Origin of the sequence: Allobosea sp. OAE752 (assembly GCF_050433265.1) — a bacterium.
Taxonomy (GTDB): Bacteria; Pseudomonadota; Alphaproteobacteria; order Rhizobiales; family Beijerinckiaceae; genus Allobosea; species Allobosea spartocytisi.
This window is the reverse complement of record NZ_JBNPXO010000010.1, coordinates 128,340-148,317: the sequence shown is the minus strand read 5'-3', so window position 1 is coordinate 148,317 and position 19,978 is coordinate 128,340. Positions and strand designations below refer to the sequence as shown.

Sequence of the window (19,978 nt, the reverse complement as noted above, 5' to 3'; positions counted from 1 at the left end):
ACGTGCTGCTGGAAGCGAACCCTGGCGGCAACGACTATATGACCACGGGGCAATATGCCGAGTATCAGAACTTCCCCGGATTGGGTCAGAACTTCTACGTCCCGAACTCGCCGTCGGGGTTGCCGGCGACTGCCGCGCTCTACCGGTTGTCGAATGGACCGGACCACATGGCCTCGTTGCAGGCTGGCGAGGCTGGGTACACCATTGAAGGTGTGTTGGGCTATCCGTTGATATCCGGCTCGGCTCTTCCAGGTCTGACCGCCATACATCGTTTCCTAACGTCGGACCATGCGACCGGTGCCGCTGGTACGGGGATCGCGGGCTACACCGACGAGGGTAGCCTGGGCGCCTTTGGGTTATGCGCTACCGAACCAACCCGACGGCGCTGCAGGCGGTATCGGGTGGCGGGCTCAACGTGCAGTCGGATCTCGTCGCTGGCGGCGCTGTGGCGTCCTGGCGGTGGAACAACATCGAGTTCATCAACACGGCTGACTACGGCCGCTACCTGCAGGCAGACATCTTCTTCAACGATGCGGGCGGAGTTGAGGGAGCGGCTCCTACGTTCAATCCCATCGAGGCCGGGGACGTGTTTACCTCCGGATCTGACCCTTTGCTCTATCGCCACGGCGCGCCCTGCGTTCTCGCCAACGTCTCCGGCGGCGTTCAGCAGACGAGGGCCGTCCCGCTCGATTTCCTCCTGCCGCAAACTCCGCTCGATAAGGACATCAACTCGGTCCGGCTCTACCACGGCAGCCAGATTGGAAAGGATCTGACGCTGGGCTGGAACGGCCTGTCTCAGGTCGCGCAGTATCGAACGGTCTTCGCCCTCGCAGCCTCGATCACCGCCTTCGATGTTGAGGTGCCGACTGCCTACCTGAATAGCCAGTTCAACAGGTTCTGGACGTTCGATGTCGCCAATAATGTGTTCGCGGAGGTCACCAGCGGACTGAACTGGTGCAACGGTGAAGAGTACCAGTGGTTTCCAGCCAGTGGCAGAGGCGGCGTCATCATATCGACGAGCGACGGCGCCGCGGCGATGGGCGCATATGCGGTCACAAGCCATGCGAACACCGGTAGCAAGGTCACCCGGTTCACGCTGACGCATTTCCCGACCTGCGGCGATTGCTCTAAATGGGCTGTCCGTGGAAGCATGGTGCCCCTTGCACAGGGAGAGAATTCCTTCAATGCCTATATCGCCACGGGAACGCTGGATCAGGCCAAAAGCCTAATGCAGGCGCTTTACACCGCGGGGGCAAGCTGATGAACGACGATCGAACTCGGGCTGCCGTTGAGGCGGCTGCAAAAGCCTTTTATGAGCAGACCCGCAAAAAGCGGCAGAGCAATCCAGCGAGGAATGGCGCCGCGACCTGTGAGCTTTTTGTTCGGCCGATCGTTGAGGCGGCGCTGGTCGCTTCTGATGCCTATGTGGCTGCGGCCTGCCTAAACCGAAGGAGTGATCGCGCGGACTGGCGAGTACGCGATCTCACATCGGCCAATGAGGGTGCGGTAGCCAAGCAACACGCCTGAGATTTTGCGCAGTTGATCATGGACGACGATTTCCAACCGAACTTCCTCAGATAACCTTAGCTGGGGATTCGCTGGGAACGCTTCCTATGAGCCGTCTGCTGACCTGTCTCGCTTTTTGCCTATGTTTCTCTACTGGCATCGCTTTGGAAGCGGACGCCGCCGACCTCGCAAACCCACTAGCCTACGCTCCACCTGCCGTGACGCACTCGCTGATCTCTGAGATCCGCGGCGGTGTGTTTGTCCACGCGCTAGGGACTCGCGAGGATGGTTCGGTCGATATAAATGGCGAGGTCCTGTTCTCGAAACCGCTGATGCCAGCCGATCCGCTGATGGCGTTCCTCGTCCCGCGGCTGCATCTGGGCGCCACGGTGAACACCGCAGGCGCTACCAGCGAGTTCTACGCTGGCTTCACCTGGACTTATGACATTACAGCGAAAGTGTTCATCGAGGGCAGCGTCGGTGCTGGTTTCCACAACGGTGAAACCGGGCGCTTCCGCGTGCCAGATCGATTGAGCCTGGGCTGCTCGCCTTTGATCCGAGGCACCGGCTCGATTGGCTACCGCTTTAACGAGAACTGGTCGATCATGGCGACCGTGGAGCACATTTCGAACGCCAATCTCTGCCATGCCAACCAAGGCCTGACGAACTACGGCGTGCGGGTCGGCTACTCCTTTTGAGGACGGCATGAGAGTGCCATCGCGCGGGCTAGACCACTCGCTTCCCACCCCGGTTTGAATTTCGACGGCGGCGGTTGGTTGCGGAGCCCGAAGGTGGCGCTCCCGCCGCTTGGTTGACTCTCTCGCGGGCCTTGGCCTTGTCCGTCTGCCGGGCGATACTTCGACGAGGCCAGGCTTGATACCGGCTCCGATACTAGCGGTCGTAGCCTCGCCCTGCATCGAGCCCGGAAAACCGAATTGGCATGCACTTTGATCCGGCCGTGGGTGGTTTTACTCGCACGGGCGAGCGCATCATTGGTGATCTTCGCGACCTCCCGGGCGATCTCCACGCGGCGGGCATAAGCATCGAGGCCGGCCCGGTTCTCGCGTGTCCATGACCTTGCCATCTTGGATACGAGGCGGCGCGTTATGGCGGCCATGTACGCGGCCCAGCGCGGTAGCAATATTCTGTCGGAGACCATGACCATCGCGAGGATGACGATGGACCTCTAAATGATCGCTTCTGGCGACCTGGTCCGCTGATGGTGGACACGGACTACGACGAACTGACGATTTCGCGGCCGGATCGTTCATAGACCGTGGCCCCGGTCTGCGCATCGACCCCTTGCAGGCTGACCTCATAGCCCCACAGCGCCTGGACATAGCTCAGCACCGCATCGCAGCTGTCGCTTTCTACCAGGATGCCGCGATTGATCTTGTGCTGGAGGCGCAAGTGCCTCTGGCCGAGGAGGTCTACGTCCACGACCTGAATATCCGGATGCCTTGCGCCGATATCATATCGCTCGGCCAGAGTGGACCGAATCTGTTCGTAGCCGCGTTCGTTGTGGATCGAGGCGACGTTGTAGACGCGTTCGCTCGCCACGTCCGACAGCACAAACAGCCGCCATTTCCGGATCAGGGCCGGGCTCAGATACTGGCGGATGAAGGACTCGTCGCGGTGATTGGCCCAAGCCTCGAGCATGATGGCGCGCCAGTCGCCAGTGCCGGCGATCTCGGGAAACCAGTCGCGGTCCTCTGCCGTTGGCGCGGTCGCAATGCGCTGGACGTCCCGCATCATATCGAAGCCGAGCGCATAGGGATTGATGCCCGAGAAACGGGGGTCATCGAAACCGGGCTGCAGGACTACGTTGGCATGATTGCGCAGGATTTCCAGCATGGCGCCCTCGCCGATCCGTCCCTGGTCGAACAATGCGTTCATGAGGGTGTAGTGGACGAAGGTCGCGCAACCTTCGTTCATCACCTGCGTCTGACGCTGCGGGTAGAAATATTGCGCGACCACCCGGACGATCCGCAGGATCTCACGCTGCCAGGGTTCCAGGATCAGGCTGTTCTTCTCGAGGAAATAGAGCAGGTTCTCCTCGGGCAGGTTCAGCGCCTTCTTCCGCTCGGCAGCCACGTCCTGTGTGTCGCCAGCCTTACCGGCCGCCGCCTGGCGCGGAATCGTGCGCCAGAGGTCGTTATAAGAGCGCTCCTCGTAATCCAGCCGCTCGCGCAGCCCTTCGCGCTGCTTCTCCGAGGACAGCCGTGGCGGGCGGCGATAGCGAAAGACGCCCTGTTCCATCAGCGCATGGGCGGCATCGAGGATGGCTTCGACCGCCGCGACGCCGTGCCGCTCCTCGCAGCGCTGGATGTAGCTCTTAGCGAAATCCAGATAGCCCAAGATCGCGCCGGCATCGGTCCATTGGCGGAACAGATAGTTGTTCTTGAAGAAATGGTTGTGCCCGAAGGCGGCATGCGCCGTCACCAGGGCCTGCAGGGCCATGGTGTTCTCTTCCATCAGGTAGACGATGCAGGGGTTCGAATTGATCACGAGCTCGTAGGCGAGCCCGCGTCCGCCCTTGCGATAGAGCAGCTCCTGATAGAGGAAGTGCTTCCCGAACGACCAGTGCCGATACATCAGCGGCATGCCGATCGACGAATAGGCGTCCAGCATCTGCTCCGAGGATATGACTTCCATCTGGACCGGGTAGGTATCGAGTCCGAGCTCCTCCTTCGCCACGATGTCGATGGCGTCGTAAGCGTGGGACAATGTCTGGAAATTCCAGTCCGACCCGGAGAACAGCAGACCGCGTCCGGGCGCGTGCTTGAGCATCGGCTCTCTCCCCTCAGTCTCGCTGCACAGAAGGCTGCTTGGTGAAGAGCTGCCGAAAGACCGGGTAGATGTCGGACGCCTTGGCGATGCGACTCATGTCGAAATTTCGCCACCGGTCCTTGACGGCATGATAGGCGCGCCAGAGCGATGTGCCGTTATTGGTCGAGCCGAAGATCTCGCTCTCACGCTCGTCGATGATCTCGACATAGGCGAAATACTGGCAAAGCCGCATGATCTCGCCGTCCATCAGGCTGAGGCAGCGTTCGGAATCCGTGGCGAGATTGTCGCCGTCCGAGGCCTGTGCGGCGTAGATGTTCCATTCGCGGCTAGGGTAGCGCTTGGCGATGACGCTCTGCATCTCTTCCAGCGCCGTGGAGACGACGGTGCCACCGCTCTGCGTGCTGTAGAAGAACGTCTCCTCGTCCACCTCCTGCGCCGTGTGCGTGTGGCGGATGAAGACGATGTCCGTGCGCTCGTAGCGCCGCTTCAGGAACAGATGCAGCAGGACGAAGAAGCGCTTGGCGAGGTCCTTCTCGCGTTCGCCCATCGAGCCCGAGACGTCCATCAGGCAGAACATCACTGCATTCGCATTCGGTTGGGGCTGCGGGTCGAAGCGGTTGAAGCGGATATCGACCGGATCGACGAAGGCGATGACCCGCCGCCGCCGCTCCAGCCGGACGAGCTCCGCGCGCAGGGCGCTGCTGCGCCGATAGCGTTCGCCGGGATCCACCCCCTCCTCAGCTTCGAGCGTGGCGAGCTCGCGCAGGATCGCCTCGACGTCCTCGCGCTTGGGGCGCCGCAGCGCAATGCGGCGGCCATGGCTGTTGCGCATGGTGCGGGCGATGCTGATATTGGTCGGCGCCCCGCTCACCGAATAGCCCGCCCGCCGCGGCTTGTAGGTCAGGATTTCCCTGAGGTTGAGCTTGACCATGTCGGGCAGCTCGAGATCCTCGAAGAACAGGTCGAGCACCTCCTCGCGCGACAGCACGAAGCGGAAATCATCCTCGGCAACCTGAGATCCCGGCGACGATCCCAAACCGCCTCCGCCCTGCCCCGGCTTCGGCAACTGATCCCCCGGAGAGAAGCGCTGGTTCCCGGGCAGGACATGCTGACGGCGGCCGCTATCCTTCGCCTCGCGGAAGCGCGGCTCGTCGGTTCCATTCGCTGGCATGGAGATGGCCTGCTCGCGATCGACATCGGCGATCTTGCCGGTCCTAATATTGTCTTGGACGCTGCGCTTCAGCTCCGTGCGCACGCGGCGCAGAAAACGCTGGCGATTGCCCAGGCTCTTGTCCTTCGGGTTCAGGCGACGATCGATGAAGATCGGCATGGCGCGCTCCCGGCCGACGGTCAGCCCGCCTTGTTGACCCGCATATACCAGTCGACGAGCCGCCGGACCTGACGCTCGGTATAGCCACGCTCGACCATGCGTTGCACGAAGCCCTGGTGCCGCTTCTCCGTCACGCTATCCTGCTTCGAGCCGAAGCTGATGATCGGCAGGAGGTCCTCGACCTGCCCGAACATCCGCTTCTCGATCACCTCGCGCAGCTTCTCGTAGCTGGTCCAGGACGGGTTGCGGCCGTTGTTTCTGGCCCGGGCGCGCAATGTGAACTTCACGACCTCGTTGCGGAAATCCTTGGGATTGGCGATGCCGGCCGGCTTCTCGATCTGGGACAATTCGTTGTCCAGGATCTGCCGGTTCAGGATCTGGCCAGTATCCGGGTCCTTGTAGTCCTGGTCCTCGACCCAGGCATCGGCATAGGCGATGTAGCGGTCGAACAGGTTCTGGCCGTATTCGCCATAGGATTCCAGATAGGCCTTCTGGATCTCGTGGCCGATGAATTCGGCATAGCGCGTTGCCAGCTCCGACTTGATGAAGTCGAGATAGGCCGCTTCCGTCTCCTTGGGGAACTGCTCGCGCTTGATCGCACCTTCCAGGATGTACATCAGGTGGACCGGGTCGGCGGCCAGTTCCTCGGTGTCGTAATTGAAGGTCTGCGACAGGATCTTGAAAGCAAAGCGCGTACTGACGCCGGTCATGCCCTCGTCGATGCCGGCGGCGTCGCGATATTCCTGGATGGCCTTGGCCTTGGGATCGAGCTCCTTGAGGTTTTCGCCGTCATAGACGCGCATCTTGGTATAGAGCGGCGAATTCTCGTGCTCGGCGAGCCGCGTCGAGACCGAGAAGCGGCTGAGGATGTCGAGCACCTCGGGTGCGCAGGGACTGTCGGCCAGCTCGCTTTCGCGCAGCAGCTTCTCGTAGATCTGCCGTTCTTCGGTGACGCGCAGGCAATACGGCACCTTGACCACCAGGATGCGGTCGAGGAAGGCCTCGTTGTTGCGGTTGTTCTTGAACTGCAGCCATTCCGACTCGTTGGAATGGGCGAGCACAATGCCTTGATAGGGGAAGCCCCCGAAATTCTCGGTGCCGTTATAGCTGCCCTCCTGGGTCGCGGTCAGCAACGGGTGCAGCACTTTGATCGGTGCCTTGAACATCTCGACGAATTCGAGCAGCCCTTGCGTCGTCCGGTTCAGGCCACCGCTATAGGAATAGGCGTCCGGGTCCGACTGGCTGAAATTCTCAAGCTGGCGGATATCGACCTTGCCGACGAGTGTCGAGACGTCCTGGTTGTTCTCATCGCCCGGCTCAGTCTTGGCGATGCCGACCTGGCGCAGGCGCGAGGGCATCAGCTTGACGACGCTGAACTGGGAGATGTCGCCGGAGACTTCATCGAGCCGCTTCGCAGTCCAGGGAGAGATCAACCCGGTCAGGCGTCGGCGCGCGATCCCGTACTTGTCCTCGAAGAGATCGCCCATGCGGTCCGGCCGGAACAGGCCGAGCGGCGATTCGAAGACGGGGCTGATTTGTCCGCCGACCTTGAGCGTATAGAAGGGACGCTCCTCCATCAGCTTCTTCAGCCGTTCGGCGAGCGATGACTTGCCACCGCCGACCGGGCCAAGGAGATAGAGAATCTGCTTGCGCTCCTCCAACCCTTGCGAGGCATAGCGGAAGTAGCCGGCGATACGCTCGATCGTATCCTCCATGCCAAAGAAATCGGCGAAGGCAGGATAAATCTTTATCGTCCTGTTGGCGAAGATGCGGCCCAGGCGTTCGTCCTGGCTCGTATCGAATAATTTTGGCGTCCCAATCGCGTTGACCATCCGCTCCGCAGCAGAGGCGTACATCGACTTGTCTTCGCGGCAGCCCAGCAGATATTCCTGCAGACTCATCTCCTCTTGGGAATAACTACTGTAATCGTCAAAAAATAAACGGAAAATCTCGCCGGTTTTGTCAGTCATGGCAGCCATCCAGCATCCATTGGAACTGTCGGCGACAGCACAGCAGATTTAACCGATGATCTCTTCGCGAGTTCCTTTGTGATGGCATTTTCGCGATCAGTAAGCGGAAGTGCTCAGCCGTTTGAAAGATGCGCCCCTGCGGCATCGTTTTTCCTCAGTCGGCCAGGAACATGTAGGCCATGACTGATGCGATCGTCGGCGGGCGGGCCGGCGGCACAGAGTCGCCGCCGCAGGCTCCTAGGAAGTTCCGGAAGCAAACGGGCCCCACGACGTACGATCCGAAACATCCGGCCATGGAGAATCGCATGAGTCCGGACGAAATCGCAGCCATTCTCGGCCCGGTCGATCCGATGCTGATCGCCGAGATGGGGACTGCCCTGGAGGAGCTTGCGGAGACCTGGGCCTGGATCAATGCGGACGACGCTCTGATCAACGCAGGCCGCCCGCTACCTTCAGGCCGTGTCGCCGAGTTCGTCGCCCTGCTGGAGCCGTTCGGAGACGACGCGGCGGGCTGACTCGTCCGTCCGGCCGGCACAGCCTCGTTTCGCGCCGAGCAGGCGGGACCATGGGGTGATCACCGCCGCGTTGGGTAACCGGACGTCGATTGCGATTTACTGGAGCCGGAATTCGCCGCTGACCGCACTGAGGTCGGCGGGTCCGATCAGGTCCTTGTGAGCCACGGTGATACGGAACAGCTTGCCGTCGAGCTTGGCCTGCCAGAAGGCGAGGAACTTGTTGAGCTCGGGGAAGCGCGGGGCGAGATCGTAATCCTGCCAGATGTATTCCTGCAGGATCGAAGGGTGGTCGGGCAGGCGGTAGAGGATTCCGGCGGTGGTCAATCCGTAGCCGGCGATCTGGCGGGCGAAGTCGGTCGAAGCCATTCCTTTCAGCTCCCTGGTTTCACTGCGCCGATGGCAGCGAATTTCCAACGTCCTGGCAAGCTGAAAGGTTGCGTTTGTGCTGCCTGTTCAACCCGTTAGCACTCAGTCAAAAAAAGTGCTGCCAGCCTCTTGAAGGCAAAAATGGGGCAACCCAAATCATCGCGCGGGCGCGGCGCCTTAGGGCTGCGCGGAACCTCGCCGCGAGACCCGCACAGGGCCAGCCCGCTTTGACATGTGACCGACATGGAAATTGGAGGAACTCATGAAGTTTCGGCCACTGCATGACCGCGTCGTCGTGAAGCGCATCGACGCCGAGGAGAAGACCAAGGGCGGGATCATCATCCCCGACACCGCCAAGGAAAAGCCGCAGGAGGGCGAGGTCGTCGCCGTCGGCGCCGGCGCGCGCGACGAGACCGGCAAGCTGGTGCCGCCCGACGTCAAGGTCGGCGACCGCGTGCTCTTCGGCAAATGGAGCGGCACCGAGGTCAAGATCGATGGCCAGGACCTTCTGATCATGAAGGAGTCCGACATCATGGGCGTCGTCGAGACGACTGCCGCCCTCAAGAAGGCCGCCTGACGGGGCCTCTTCCAAACCACCAACCTGAAACCTCAAGTCTGAAGGAGTGAGGAATCATGGCTGCGAAGGACGTGAAGTTTTCGCAGGACGCGCGCGAGCGGATGCTGCGCGGCGTCGATACGCTGGCGAATGCCGTGAAGGTCACGCTCGGTCCGAAGGGCCGAAACGTCGTGATCGAGAAGTCGTTCGGTGCGCCCCGCATCACCAAGGACGGCGTCACCGTCGCCAAGGAGATCGAGCTTTCCGACAAGTTCGAGAACATGGGCGCCCAGATGGTGCGCGAAGTGGCGTCGAAACAGAACGATGCGGCGGGCGACGGCACCACGACCGCGACCGTGCTCGCCCAGGCGATCGTCCGCGAGGGCGCCAAGGCGGTGGCCGCCGGCATCAACCCGATGGATCTGAAGCGCGGCATCGATCTCGCCGTCGAGGCGGTGACGAAGTCGCTCGGCGAGCATTCCAAGACAATCACCGGCTCGGAGGAGGTCGCGCAGGTCGGCACCATCTCCGCCAATGGCGACCGCACGATCGGCGAGATGATCGCCGAGGCGATGAAGAAGGTCGGCAACGAGGGGGTCATCACCGTCGAGGAAGCCAAGACCGCCGAGACCGAGCTTGATGTCGTCGAGGGCATGCAGTTCGACCGCGGCTATCTCTCGCCCTATTTCGTGACCAACACCGAGAAGATGGTCGCGGAGCTCGAAGACCCCTACATCCTGATCCACGAGAAGAAACTCTCCGGCCTCCAGGCGATGCTGCCGCTGCTGGAAGCGGTGGTGCAGACCGGAAAGCCGCTGCTGATCGTGGCGGAGGATGTCGAGGGCGAGGCTCTCGCCACGCTCGTCGTCAACAAGCTCCGGGGCGGGCTCAAGATTGCGGCCGTCAAGGCGCCGGGCTTCGGCGACCGCCGCAAGGCCATGCTCGAGGACATCGCGATCCTCACCGGCGGCACCGCGATCAGCGAGGATCTCGGCCTCAAGCTGGAGACCGTCACCCTCGACATGCTCGGCCGCGCCAAGAAGGTCCGGATCGAGAAGGAGAACACCACCATCGTCGACGGCGCCGGCAAGAAGACCGAGATCGACGCCCGGGTCGCCCAGATCAAGGCCCAGATCGAGGATACGACTTCGGACTACGACCGCGAGAAGCTCCAGGAGCGCCTGGCCAAGCTCGCCGGCGGCGTCGCGGTCATCCGCGTCGGCGGCGCGACCGAGGTCGAGGTCAAGGAGAAGAAGGACCGCGTCGACGACGCCCTGAACGCCACCCGCGCTGCGGTGGAAGAAGGCATCCTGCCGGGCGGCGGCGTCGCCCTGCTGCGCGCGGTCAAGGCGCTCGAAGGGCTTGTGCCCGGCAATGACGACCAGAAGACCGGCGTCGAGATCGTCCGCAAGGCAATCACCGCGCCTGCCCGCCAGATCGTCGAGAATGCCGGCGGCGATGGCGCGGTCGTGGTCGGCAAGCTGCTCGAGTCGAAGGACTACACCTACGGCTACAACGCCCAGACCGGCGAGTATGGCGATCTGGTCAAGGCCGGCATCATCGACCCGACCAAGGTCGTCCGCACGGCGATCCAGGATGCGGCGTCCGTCGCAGGCCTGCTGATCACCACCGAGGCGATGATCGCCGAGGCGCCGAAGAAGGATCCGGTGCCCGCCATGCCGGCCGGCGGCATGGACTATTGAGAAAACGAGGGCGCCGCGGCCTCGCGGCGCCCTCCCCCGACGCCGTAATTGCCTAGGCATCCCGAAGGAAGCCATGCCGTTTTCATCGCTGACCGATCCCATCGACTTGGCCCGCGCCGAGGCTGCTCTCGAAAGGGCATGGGCGGAGCTCAAGCCGTCGCTTCCGGAAGGCGCAGACGAACGGGAGCGGAACAACCTCGCCTATATCGTGGCCTCGCTGGTCCCCCTGGCGCTCGACGAGGATGATCTGGCACAGCGTGCGATCGATCGGTTTCGCGAGAAGGCCTAAGCGAGAGGATCCGGGAAAAACTCCTCCATTCAGTCCATCTCCATCCTATTCGGCATCCGACATGACCGATGGCCCGCACGAACCGCAGCACCTCTCACCTTCCGACCGCTTCAAGGCGCTCATCACCAACGCCGAAAGCGCGACATATGGGCTCAAGGACAATCTTTTGGCCGTCATGACACGGGATGGATCGGCAACGTGGCAGAGCGTCGCCGCCCATGTCGAGGCCCAATTGTCCGGCGCGGGCGAGTTCGCGACCGCGCGGTTGAATGCGATCCTCGCTCTGATCAGGACGCTATCCAATCGACAAGCCACAGGCAGCGGATGAGCACCGTTTTTCCAAGAGTTGCCCTCGATCCCGGCGCAGACGGGCTAGCTCGTCACGTTTCAGCAGGTTATCGCTCTTTGCCAGGGCCTCCCTGTTGCCCCTCTCTTCGAGAATTCCGAATGACAACGACCGCCACAGCCGAGCATCGCAGCTTCGAAGCCGACGTCTCCCGCCTGCTGCACATGATGGTGCATTCGGTCTATTCCGACCGGGACGTCTTCCTGCGCGAGCTGATCTCGAACGCAGCCGACGCTTGCGAGAAGCTGCGCTACGAGGCGATCGGCAAGCCCGAGCTTCTGGGAGAAGAGCCGAAGCTTGCGATCACCATCTCGGCCGATCCGGAAGCCGGCAAGCTGACCATTGCCGATAACGGCATCGGCATGAGCCATGACGAGATGATCGAGGCCCTCGGCACGATCGCCCGCTCCGGCACGCGCAGCTTCATGGAGCGGGTCGCGACGGCCGACGGCAAGGACGGCGCGCAGCTCATCGGCCAGTTCGGCGTCGGTTTCTATTCCGCCTTCATGGTCGCCGCGAAGGTCGAGGTCGTCAGCCGTCGCGCCGGTAGCACGGAAGCCTGGACCTGGTCCTCGGACGGCAAGGGCGAGTTCTCGGTGGCGCCATCGCCCCTGGATGAGGCTCCCGCACGTGGGACGCGCGTGACGCTTCATCTGCTGGAGGACGCCAAGTCCTATGCCGAGCGCTGGACCCTGGAGCGCATCGTCAAGGAGCAGTCCGGTCATGTGCCGGTGCCGATTTCGCTGATCACAGAGCCGGGAGCCGACGCGGTCGCCCTCTCCGACGGGGCCGCGCTCTGGACCAAGCCGAAGAGCGAGATCACCAAGGACGAATACGCCGATTTCTATCGCAGCGTCGCGGGGCAATATGACGAGCCGGCCGCCACGATCCATTTTCGCGCTGAAGGCCTGCACGAATATACCGCGCTCGCCTTCATCCCGGGCGCGCGTCCGTTCGACCTTTTCGACGCCGATCGCAAGGGCCGGATCAAGCTCTACGTGAAGCGCGTTTTCATCACGGACGAGGCGGAGCTCCTTCCGCGCTACCTGCGCTTCGTCCGTGGCATCGTCGACACCGCCGACCTGCCGCTCAACGTCTCCCGCGAGATGATCCAGGACAGCCCGCTGCTCGGCGCGATCAAGAAGGGCGTCACCAACCGGGTGCTTTCCGACCTCGCGAAGCTCGCCGAACAGGATCCGGACACGTTCCGACTGATCTGGGACAATTTCGGTGTCGTCATCAAGGAAGGGCTCTACGAGGATTTCGCGCGCCGGGAACAGCTGCTCGGCCTCGCTCGCTTCCGGACGACCGCCTCCGGCGAGGGTTGGCGCAGTCTCAAGGACTATGTCGGCGCGCTGAAGGAAAACCAGACCGCGATCTATTACATCGCCGGCGCCGATGCCTCCCGGATCGCCAGCTCCCCGCAGCTTGAAGGCTTCCGGGCGCGCGGCATCGAGGTTTTGCTGCTGTCGGATCCGATCGACAGCTTCTGGGCCTCGGCAGCGCCGGATTTCGAAGGCAAGCCGTTCAAGTCGGTGACGCAAGGGACGGCTGATCTCGGTCTCATCCCGCTGCTCGACGGTGCGGCGCCTCCTGCCGCTGAAACGAGTGAGACAATCAACGCCCTGCTCGCTTCGATGAAGGAGATCTTGGCCGACGAGGTTGCGGATGTCCGCTCCTCCGACCGGCTGACCGAGAGCGCGGTCTGCCTTGTTGCGTCAGACAAGGGGCCGGATCGCCAGTTCGAACGCTTGCTCAGCGCCGCGGGGCGCGTCGACAGCGCGGCCAAGCCGATCCTCGAGGTCAACCCGCGTCATGCGATGATCTCAGCCATCGCGTCTGCCGAAGATCAGGCGCTGCGGAGCGACCTCGCCCATCTTCTCTTGGATACCGCCCGCGTCTTGGATGGCGAGCGCCCGACAGATGCAAACGCATTCGCTGAGAGGCTGAATCGGCTCGTAACGAGAAGCTTAGGCGACAGCTGAACGACGAAGCCTAGGAGCACGTCGGCGGTGCGGCGACGGTGCCTCCAGGGGGTCGCTTCGAGTCAATCCCTACCCGTCTGACGCGTCGGCCAAAATGTCTCACGCTGGATCGGGAATGGCCATTCGGCCGGCCAAAGCGGGATGTCCGCTTCCAGGCAAGCGACTCATGTCCGGCCGTGGCGCACATCACTGCCAAGTCCGAGTTCCGGTCGACGCGACCTTGAGACGCCAATCTCACCTCTCCCGGAACGCCTTGGCGATCTGATCCCTGAGCGGCTTGACGATGTATTCGAACGGCGTGCGGTCTTCGGTCTGGACGAAGACGTCGGCCTGCATGCCGGCGGTGACCCGCGGGGGCGCGAGGCGCGCATATTCCTCTGCCAGGACGGAAACCCGTATTGTGTAGAAGATCGCGCCGGTCTGCTGGATCGCGACGATGTCGATCCGGCTAAGCCAGCTCTCCAGCAGCGGATTTGCCTGGACGAACAGCGTGAAGCGGCACGGTCCAACCGAGCAATCCCGCCAGGATTCCCGTGCGTTGTCCACGTCGCATTCTGTAGCGACTAGCACGCGACAGGTCGCCCAATAGGCGAAAGACTCCCGAAAATGGGAGGCGCAGCGCCGCCCGCAGATGCTCCTGCCAACGCAGATTCCGTGCCTCGATCAGTGTTCGCGCGCAAACGGCGGTCGCCAGCAGGGCGATCGTCACCGAAAGCCAGTTCAAGTCCTTGACGACCGGGAGCAAGCCGGCTGTCAGTATGATAGTGGCGCGCCAACGCCGTGCAGGCTGGGCCCGGACCCTGTTGAGGCATGCAGAGGCCCCGGCGAGAACGGCAAGGAAAAGCGCCAACGAGATGCCGAGGCGGTGTCCGTAGAACAGGCCATCCGCAAGCGCGACAAGCAGGGCGGCAGCGCCCAGCTGGGTCGTCAACCGCCCGACCTGTGGACTCTAGGCCGGAGCACCAAAGTCGGCGCCACCTATACGCTCCTTGTAAAGAATTCGAGACAATGGCGGTCGAGGTTTGAGAACAGCCCTCGTTACGCCTTGCTGCTATCGACAGGGCGAACCCCAGGGACCAAAAGGCCGTCGACGAATATATTGGCGAGGCGCACGACCGTGGCCTGCCATCCCGGCTTATCGTGCAGGTAGCACATGCCGATCAGCGCGCGCAGAATCTCCTCCGCGCTAACATCGGAGCGCAACTCACCCGCTTCCACCGCCCGGTTCAGAAGGGTCCCGATGGCAGCCGTCAGCCGCTCGAAAGAATAGGCGTAGAGGTCGGCGGGTGCGTGCGCCGCCAGCGCCAGGGCCGCGAGCATCCCCTTCTTGGTCGCGACCAGCTGGACCTGTGCCTGCAGCCATTGCCGCAAGGCTTCGACCGGTCCGGCCTCCTTCGCCAACGTCCCGGCCAGCGCGGCGAGCTGATCGACCTCGTGACGGTAAACCGCTTCGAACAAGGCCTCGCGGGTCGGAAAGTGCCGATAGAGCGTGCCGATTCCAACGCCAGCCTGTCGCGCAACCGCCTCCAGGCTCGCTTCGGCGCGCCCGGTGCCGAAGACCTCGCGAGCGGCTTGGAGCAACCGTTCGCGATTGCGAGCGGCGTCCGCGCGGGGCTTGCGCCCGGTGCTGGCGGGCTCGTCCTTCATCGCTGTCGACACGAAACTTTCCTGGAAACCTTGTAAAACGGAGGATGCCTCCGTATTGTCAGGGGCGGCCGCGATCGCCGTTCCCGCCTCCGCGACATGCGATCGCTGGACCCGATGCGCGACGCCGCGGTTGAAGGAGCATGCCCCAAGGCCGCCGCGACAGCCAGACCCAGACGCCTCATTTGATTGGAACGGTGTATGATTTTCTCCATCAACCTGACCATCAACGGTGACTTGCGACGGATCGAGCTCGACGATCCCCGGGTCACCCTTCTCGACCTCCTGCGGGAGCGCCTCGACCTCAGCGGCACCAAGAAGGGCTGCGACCGCGGCCAATGCGGCGCGTGCACCGTGCTCGTCGACGGCCGGCGCATCAACTCCTGCCTCGCTCTGGCGGTCAGCCTCGACGGCGCCAGCGTCGAGACCATCGAGAGCGTCGGGCGGGAGGGCGCGCTGCATCCCGTACAGGAGGCCTTCATCGCCCATGACGGCTTCCAGTGCGGCTTCTGCACGCCGGGCCAGATCATGAGCGCGATCGGGCTGATCCGCGAGGGACAGGCCGGAGACGATCCCGAGCGCATCCGCGAGCTGATGAGCGGCAATATCTGCCGCTGCGCCGCCTATGCCGGCATCACCGAGGCCGTGCTGGACGCACAGAAGGCGATGGCCGGCGACGGGAGGGCCGCGGCGTGAAGATCTTCGACTATATCCGCCCCGCCTCGGTTACCGAGGCCGTCGCCGCAGCCGCGCAAACGGGCGCAGTCTATCTCGCGGCCGGCACCAATTTGCTCGACTTGATGAAGGTTGGCGTGGCCCGGCCCGATCGCCTCGTCGATGTGACGCATCTGCCGGGTCTCGACCGGATCGAGCGTTTGCCCGATGGCGGCTTTCGCATCGGTGCGATGGTGCGCAACGCCACGCTCGCCTATGACACCGGCTTCGCAGAGGCCTTCCCGATGGTGAGCGAGGCGCTGCTCTCGGGCGCTTCCGCGCAATTGCGCAACGCTGCCACGGTCGGCGGAAACCTGCTGCAGCGGACGCGCTGCGCTTATTTCTACGACGTCGAGAGCGCCTGCAATAAGCGCGTGCCGGGCAGCGGCTGCGATGCGCTTCAGGGCGAAAACAGCGGCCATGCCGTGCTCGGCTGGAGCCCGTCCTGTATCGCGACGCATCCGTCCGATTTCTGTGTGCCGCTCGCGGCACTCGATGCGATCGTCGAGGTCGAAGGCCGCGAGGGCCGCCGCGACATCCTGCTCGACGCGCTGCATCGCCTGCCCGGAGAACATCCGGAACGTGACACCGTGCTCGAACCCAGTGACCTGATCATGGCCGTCAGGCTTCCGGCCGCCGCGGCGGCTTTCGCGTCCCATAGCCGTTATCTCAAGCTACGCGAGCGCACCTCCTATGCCTTCGCGGTGGTTTCAGCCGCCGCCGCGCTTCAGCTCGGAGCCGGCAGGATCGCGCAGGTACGGCTCGCGCTCGGCAGCGTCGCGACCAAGCCCTGGCGTTGCCGCGAGGCGGAAGCCCTGCTCGTCGGTGCCGAACCGACGCTCGAGGTATTCAAGCACGCGGCCGAGATCGCCCTGGCCGAAGCCAAGCCGTCCGGCCACAACGCTCACAAGGTCGAACTGGCCCGCCGCATCCTTGTCCGCGCCCTGAACGAAGCCGCGGCGGGCACGCCCGCGCAGATCGCCGCCCTGCCCGCCTCCCCTTTCTCGACCATGCCCGGAGCGCTCGCACATGCCTGAGATCACGCTCAGCCAATCTGCCCGGCATCAGCGCCACGGCTCCAATATCGGCCAGCCGCTGACCCGCCGCGACGGTGTCCTCAAGGTCACCGGCGCCGCCCGTTACGCCGCCGACAATCATCCGGCCGGCATGCTCTACGCGGTGATGGCGGTCGCCGGCATCGCTCGCGGCCGTGTCGCCTCCCTCAATGTCGCTGCCGCGAAAGCCCATCCCGGCGTCGTCGACGTCATGACCCCGGCGCATAAGCCGAAGCTCGCCATGGACCCGGACGAGAAGAGCAACCCCTTCATGTTCCGGCTCGACCTGCTGCAGAACGACAAGGTGCGCTACCCGCGCCAGCCGATCGCGGTCGTGATCGCCGAGACGCTGGAGGCGGCGACCGAAGGCGCAACCCTGCTGGCGCCGGTTTATGAGACGCAAACGGCACGCATCGGCCTCGACGGGGAGCGTTTCGTGCCGCCCGGCGTCGGCGTCGGCAACCCGCCCGCCGTCAGCCATGGCGATGTCGAGCAAGGGCTCAAGGACGCCGCCAAGGTGACCGAGGCGGTCTACGAGACGCCCTCGCAATATCACAACGCCATGGAGCCCCACGCCATCGTCGCGCAATGGACCGAGGCCGGCCTGGTGATCGACACGCCGAGCCAGGGCATGGCGATGGCTCAAGCGCGCATCGCCGGCCTGTTCGGCATCGCGCCGGAGACGATCCATATCCGCAGCCCCTTCCTCGGCGGCGGCTTCGGCTCAAAGGGGCTGGTTGCCGGCCCGCAAGTGCTCGGCATCATGGCGGCCAAGCTGGTCGGCCGCCCGGTCAAGCTGGTGCTGCGCCGCGAGCAGATGTACGGCCCGGTCGGCCATCGCGCGCCGACCCGCCAAACGCTGCGGCTGGGCACGGATGCGGGAGGCCGGCTGACCGCGCTCGATCATCACGCCCTGACGGCGTCGAGCAGCTTCGATGACTTCTTCGAGCCGGCCGCGGATGCCTCGCACACGCTCTATGCGGCGAAGGCGATCGCGACCTCGCATGAGGCGGTGCGCACCGATACGGGGACACCGCTTTTCATGCGCGCGCCCGGCGAGGCGACCGGTTCGATCGCGCTGGAAAGCGCCATCGACGAGGCGGCCTTCGCCTGTGGCCTGGATCCGCTCGCCTTCCGCCTGAAAAACTATGCCGAGGTCGAGCCGATCTCGGGCAAGCCCTTTTCGTCGAAGGCGCTGCGCGAGTGCTACGCGCAAGGGGCAGAGCGTTTCGGCTGGTCGACACGGCCGCTCGCACCGCGTTCGATGCGGGACGAAGCCGGCTTCCTCGTCGGCTGGGGCGTCGGCACCGCGACTTTTCCCGCGCTGATGTTCCAGGCGCAGGCCCGCGCCATCATCAGGGCGGATGGTTCCGGCCGCATGGAGATCGGCGCCCACGACATGGGCCAGGGCGCCTGGACGGCGCTGGCGCAGATCGCCGCGGACGGCCTGGGCCTCGACCTCGACAAGGTCGACTTCGCCTCGGGCACCTCGGATCTGCCCGATGCCGGCATCGCCGGCGGCTCGGCCCATACGGCCACGGCGGGCATGGCAATCCACAACGCAGGCGCTGCGGTCATCGCCAAGCTCGCCGATCTCGCGACCGGCGACGAGCGCTCTCCTCTGTTCGGCGCCGGCAACCAGGGCGTGATCGCCCGCGAGGGCCGCCTGCACCGGCACGACGACGAGAGCCGCAGCGAGGCCTATGCCGACATCCTCGCGCGGGCCGGCCTGAAGCAGATCGAAGCCAGCGGCAAGGCGTCGGCCGATCCGGCGGCGCAGGAAAACTATGCGATGCACGCCCATGGCGCGGTCTTCGCCGAGGTGAAGGTCGATCCCGATCTCGGCCAGATTCGCGTCAGCAGGCTGATCGGCGCCTTCGCCGCCGGGCGGATCATCAACCCGCATCTCGTGCGCAGCCAGTATTATGGCGGCATGATCTGGGGCATCTCCTTTGCGCTGCACGAGAAGGCGATCATCGACAGGCGCTCGGGCCGGATCATGAACGGCGATCTCGCCGAGTACCATGTCCCGGTCAATGCCGACGTGCCGCATGTCGAGGCAATCCTGGTCGACGAACATGACCCGCACGTCAACGCGCTCGGTATCAAGGGCGTCGGCGAGATCGGCATTACAGGTTCGGCCGGAGCCATTGCCAACGCGGTTTGGCACGCGACCGGCATTCGCTGCCGCCGCTTCCCTATCGGGCTGAAGCAGCTGATCGGAACGGCCTGAGCCTGTCGCGCTTGTATCACGCGCGACGTCATCGCGGCCTGGCGCTGGACGGCTCCGAAACGCGGCAACGATGCTTCAGTGCGCCATGGTCAAATCGACGCCGGCTTCATCAATTTGGAGCCGCGGTCCGCTGGCGCTCTGCGCCAAGAGCCAGCGTTCGAGGCCAGCTGGAAAGTGGAAGTTGGTAGGTCCAGGCCATCTCCGTGCTCTTCTAACCGGGGCGGCGATTGGGTGGTCTTTGGCGCTCAATCGCAGACAGAAGCGCTCCAGCTCAGCTTTCTCGGTAAAAGATCGCCGGTTCGTGCGGCAGATAATCGACAATCAAGAGGGTGGCAGCCGGCGCTGTGGCGCCAAAAATCAGATCTGTCCAACGTTCGTGCAGCTTGGCCTGGCCTGACCATTCTCGCCCAATCGGCGGCGTTCTCGGTGAGCGAGAGGCGCCGGAGGAAGTGGCGAGGCCGCGACACAAACCCATTCCTGTCGCTCTGGGCATTCGATCGCGGTTGCGCGGCATGGGCGCGCAACATGAAAGCCGTCCGGGTCGCCGGTTGCAATCGGGACACATCCACCCGAGCATGGCTCGGCAGTCTGGCTGGAAGCGAAAGGCTTGGTGGCACGGCCCAGCCGATGCTTTTTCTACGCTTGCACCTCACGTTGGGCTCGCGAACCCACTGCCGCGTGCGCGCAGGAGCAAGGCGCTCGATCATGTCCGTGACCGCGTGATGTCCAACCTTGTCAATGTCGACGAAACTCTGGCACAGCGCGTGGCCGCCGGCCTTGGCATGGCATTGCCGAAAGCGTCCAAGCCGGCGGTCGTACCAGCCGACATGGAGCCGTCGCCTGCGCTTCCGATCGTCGGCAAGTATCCCGATACGCTGAAGGGGCGATCGGTCGGCATCCTCGTCTCGGACGGTGCGGACGGAACCATGGTCGCAGCCTCCGATCGGCGGTCGAGGGCGAGGGCGGAACGTCAGCT

At 63.9% G+C, this 19,978-nt stretch carries 18 protein-coding genes; 12 read left to right on the top strand and 6 right to left on the bottom strand.

From position 1 onward, the window contains the following. The first annotated feature begins 358 nt into the window (after positions 1–358). The 3 genes from GGC47_RS22540 to GGC47_RS22530 all read left to right on the top strand — a co-directional run bounded on the left by GGC47_RS22540 (position 359) and on the right by GGC47_RS22530 (position 2,204). Positions 359–1,261 carry a hypothetical protein gene (locus tag GGC47_RS22540; RefSeq protein WP_429068869.1) on the top strand — a complete coding sequence of 301 codons (903 nt, stop codon included), beginning with the start codon at positions 359–361 and terminating at the stop codon, positions 1,259–1,261. Beyond that, complete coding sequence (locus tag GGC47_RS22535; RefSeq protein WP_429068868.1) at positions 1,261–1,527, top strand: hypothetical protein; 267 nt, start codon at positions 1,261–1,263, stop codon at positions 1,525–1,527. The genes GGC47_RS22540 and GGC47_RS22535 overlap by 1 nt, the downstream gene beginning before the upstream one ends. A gap of 86 nt (positions 1,528–1,613) precedes the next feature. Beyond that, positions 1,614–2,204, top strand: coding sequence for an acyloxyacyl hydrolase (locus tag GGC47_RS22530; protein ID WP_429068867.1), 591 nt, complete (start codon positions 1,614–1,616; stop codon positions 2,202–2,204). A 535-nt stretch (positions 2,205–2,739) separates the two neighbouring features. Here GGC47_RS22530 and GGC47_RS22525 read toward each other — a convergent pair. The 3 genes from GGC47_RS22525 to GGC47_RS22515 are packed head-to-tail and all read right to left on the bottom strand — an operon-like array spanning position 2,740 to position 7,596. Continuing rightward, complete coding sequence (locus GGC47_RS22525) at positions 2,740–4,296, bottom strand: SpoVR family protein (RefSeq protein WP_429068866.1); 1,557 nt, start codon at positions 4,294–4,296, stop codon at positions 2,740–2,742. Between the two features lie 13 nt (positions 4,297–4,309). Further along, positions 4,310–5,626: a YeaH/YhbH family protein gene (locus GGC47_RS22520; protein WP_429068865.1), complete on the bottom strand. Its 1,317-nt coding sequence runs from the start codon at positions 5,624–5,626 to the stop codon at positions 4,310–4,312. Between the two features lie 20 nt (positions 5,627–5,646). Further along, the gene (locus tag GGC47_RS22515; RefSeq protein ID WP_429068864.1) at positions 5,647–7,596 is read right to left on the bottom strand and encodes a PrkA family serine protein kinase; all 1,950 of its coding nucleotides are present in this window, start codon (positions 7,594–7,596) and stop codon (positions 5,647–5,649) included. Between the two features lie 179 nt (positions 7,597–7,775). Between GGC47_RS22515 and GGC47_RS22510 the strand changes: the two genes are divergently transcribed. Further along, positions 7,776–8,111 (top strand): hypothetical protein, encoded by a 336-nt coding sequence (locus GGC47_RS22510; protein WP_429068862.1) that lies wholly within the window; start codon positions 7,776–7,778, stop codon positions 8,109–8,111. Positions 8,112–8,207: 96 nt separating this feature from the next. Here GGC47_RS22510 and GGC47_RS22505 read toward each other — a convergent pair whose 3' ends face one another. After that, positions 8,208–8,477 (bottom strand): usg protein, encoded by a 270-nt coding sequence (locus tag GGC47_RS22505; protein ID WP_092156555.1) that lies wholly within the window; start codon positions 8,475–8,477, stop codon positions 8,208–8,210. A 262-nt stretch (positions 8,478–8,739) separates the two neighbouring features. Between GGC47_RS22505 and groES the strand changes: the two genes are divergently transcribed. From groES to htpG, 5 genes are all read left to right on the top strand, one after another. Beyond that, positions 8,740–9,054 carry a co-chaperone GroES gene (gene groES, locus GGC47_RS22500; RefSeq protein WP_112765056.1) on the top strand — a complete coding sequence of 105 codons (315 nt, stop codon included), beginning with the start codon at positions 8,740–8,742 and terminating at the stop codon, positions 9,052–9,054. Between the two features lie 56 nt (positions 9,055–9,110). Beyond that, the gene (groL, locus tag GGC47_RS22495; protein ID WP_429068860.1) at positions 9,111–10,736 is read left to right on the top strand and encodes a chaperonin GroEL; all 1,626 of its coding nucleotides are present in this window, start codon (positions 9,111–9,113) and stop codon (positions 10,734–10,736) included. A gap of 73 nt (positions 10,737–10,809) precedes the next feature. After that, positions 10,810–11,025, top strand: a complete 216-nt coding sequence (locus GGC47_RS22490) for a hypothetical protein (RefSeq protein WP_429068858.1) — start codon at positions 10,810–10,812, stop codon at positions 11,023–11,025. Positions 11,026–11,086: 61 nt separating this feature from the next. Next, positions 11,087–11,353 (top strand): hypothetical protein, encoded by a 267-nt coding sequence (locus tag GGC47_RS22485; protein WP_429068857.1) that lies wholly within the window; start codon positions 11,087–11,089, stop codon positions 11,351–11,353. 119 nt (positions 11,354–11,472) lie between these two features. Continuing rightward, entirely contained in the window at positions 11,473–13,356 is a 1,884-nt protein-coding gene (htpG, locus tag GGC47_RS22480) for a molecular chaperone HtpG (protein ID WP_429068855.1), read from the top strand. Between the two features lie 234 nt (positions 13,357–13,590). Here htpG and GGC47_RS22475 read toward each other — a convergent pair whose 3' ends face one another. Both GGC47_RS22475 and GGC47_RS22470 read right to left on the bottom strand, forming a co-directional pair. After that, entirely contained in the window at positions 13,591–13,902 is a 312-nt protein-coding gene (locus GGC47_RS22475; RefSeq protein WP_185747881.1) for a hypothetical protein, read from the bottom strand. A gap of 492 nt (positions 13,903–14,394) precedes the next feature. Then, complete coding sequence (locus tag GGC47_RS22470; protein WP_429069044.1) at positions 14,395–15,003, bottom strand: TetR/AcrR family transcriptional regulator; 609 nt, start codon at positions 15,001–15,003, stop codon at positions 14,395–14,397. A gap of 198 nt (positions 15,004–15,201) precedes the next feature. On the opposite strand from GGC47_RS22470, the gene GGC47_RS22465 reads away from it, so the two are divergent. Genes GGC47_RS22465 through GGC47_RS22455 form a run of 3 tightly spaced genes read left to right on the top strand, consistent with a single transcriptional unit; the run spans position 15,202 to position 19,002 of the window. Beyond that, positions 15,202–15,696: a (2Fe-2S)-binding protein gene (locus GGC47_RS22465; RefSeq protein ID WP_038357887.1), complete on the top strand. Its 495-nt coding sequence runs from the start codon at positions 15,202–15,204 to the stop codon at positions 15,694–15,696. Next, on the top strand, positions 15,693–16,751 hold the full coding sequence (locus GGC47_RS22460; protein WP_429068853.1) for an FAD binding domain-containing protein: 1,059 nt from the start codon (positions 15,693–15,695) through the stop codon (positions 16,749–16,751). Before GGC47_RS22465 ends, GGC47_RS22460 begins: the two co-directional genes overlap by 4 nt. Beyond that, positions 16,744–19,002 carry a xanthine dehydrogenase family protein molybdopterin-binding subunit gene (locus tag GGC47_RS22455; RefSeq protein WP_429068851.1) on the top strand — a complete coding sequence of 753 codons (2,259 nt, stop codon included), beginning with the start codon at positions 16,744–16,746 and terminating at the stop codon, positions 19,000–19,002. Before GGC47_RS22460 ends, GGC47_RS22455 begins: the two co-directional genes overlap by 8 nt. The last annotated feature ends 976 nt before the right edge of the window (positions 19,003–19,978 follow it).

Coding starts and splice junctions, on each gene's coding strand:
- GGC47_RS22485 (WP_429068857.1), top strand. CDS start 11,087: ATGACCGATGGCCCGCACGAACCGCAGCACCTCTCACCTTCCGACCGC.
- groES (WP_112765056.1), top strand. CDS start 8,740: ATGAAGTTTCGGCCACTGCATGACCGCGTCGTCGTGAAGCGCATCGAC.
- htpG (WP_429068855.1), top strand. CDS start 11,473: ATGACAACGACCGCCACAGCCGAGCATCGCAGCTTCGAAGCCGACGTC.
- GGC47_RS22515 (WP_429068864.1), bottom strand. CDS start 7,596: ATGACTGACAAAACCGGCGAGATTTTCCGTTTATTTTTTGACGATTAC.
- groL (WP_429068860.1), top strand. CDS start 9,111: ATGGCTGCGAAGGACGTGAAGTTTTCGCAGGACGCGCGCGAGCGGATG.
- GGC47_RS22455 (WP_429068851.1), top strand. CDS start 16,744: ATGCCTGAGATCACGCTCAGCCAATCTGCCCGGCATCAGCGCCACGGC.
- GGC47_RS22505 (WP_092156555.1), bottom strand. CDS start 8,477: ATGGCTTCGACCGACTTCGCCCGCCAGATCGCCGGCTACGGATTGACC.
- GGC47_RS22540 (WP_429068869.1), top strand. CDS start 359: ATGCGCTACCGAACCAACCCGACGGCGCTGCAGGCGGTATCGGGTGGC.
- GGC47_RS22520 (WP_429068865.1), bottom strand. CDS start 5,626: ATGCCGATCTTCATCGATCGTCGCCTGAACCCGAAGGACAAGAGCCTG.
- GGC47_RS22470 (WP_429069044.1), bottom strand. CDS start 15,003: ATGAAGGACGAGCCCGCCAGCACCGGGCGCAAGCCCCGCGCGGACGCC.
- GGC47_RS22510 (WP_429068862.1), top strand. CDS start 7,776: ATGACTGATGCGATCGTCGGCGGGCGGGCCGGCGGCACAGAGTCGCCG.
- GGC47_RS22530 (WP_429068867.1), top strand. CDS start 1,614: ATGAGCCGTCTGCTGACCTGTCTCGCTTTTTGCCTATGTTTCTCTACT.
- GGC47_RS22525 (WP_429068866.1), bottom strand. CDS start 4,296: ATGCTCAAGCACGCGCCCGGACGCGGTCTGCTGTTCTCCGGGTCGGAC.
- GGC47_RS22465 (WP_038357887.1), top strand. CDS start 15,202: ATGATTTTCTCCATCAACCTGACCATCAACGGTGACTTGCGACGGATC.
- GGC47_RS22490 (WP_429068858.1), top strand. CDS start 10,810: ATGCCGTTTTCATCGCTGACCGATCCCATCGACTTGGCCCGCGCCGAG.
- GGC47_RS22535 (WP_429068868.1), top strand. CDS start 1,261: ATGAACGACGATCGAACTCGGGCTGCCGTTGAGGCGGCTGCAAAAGCC.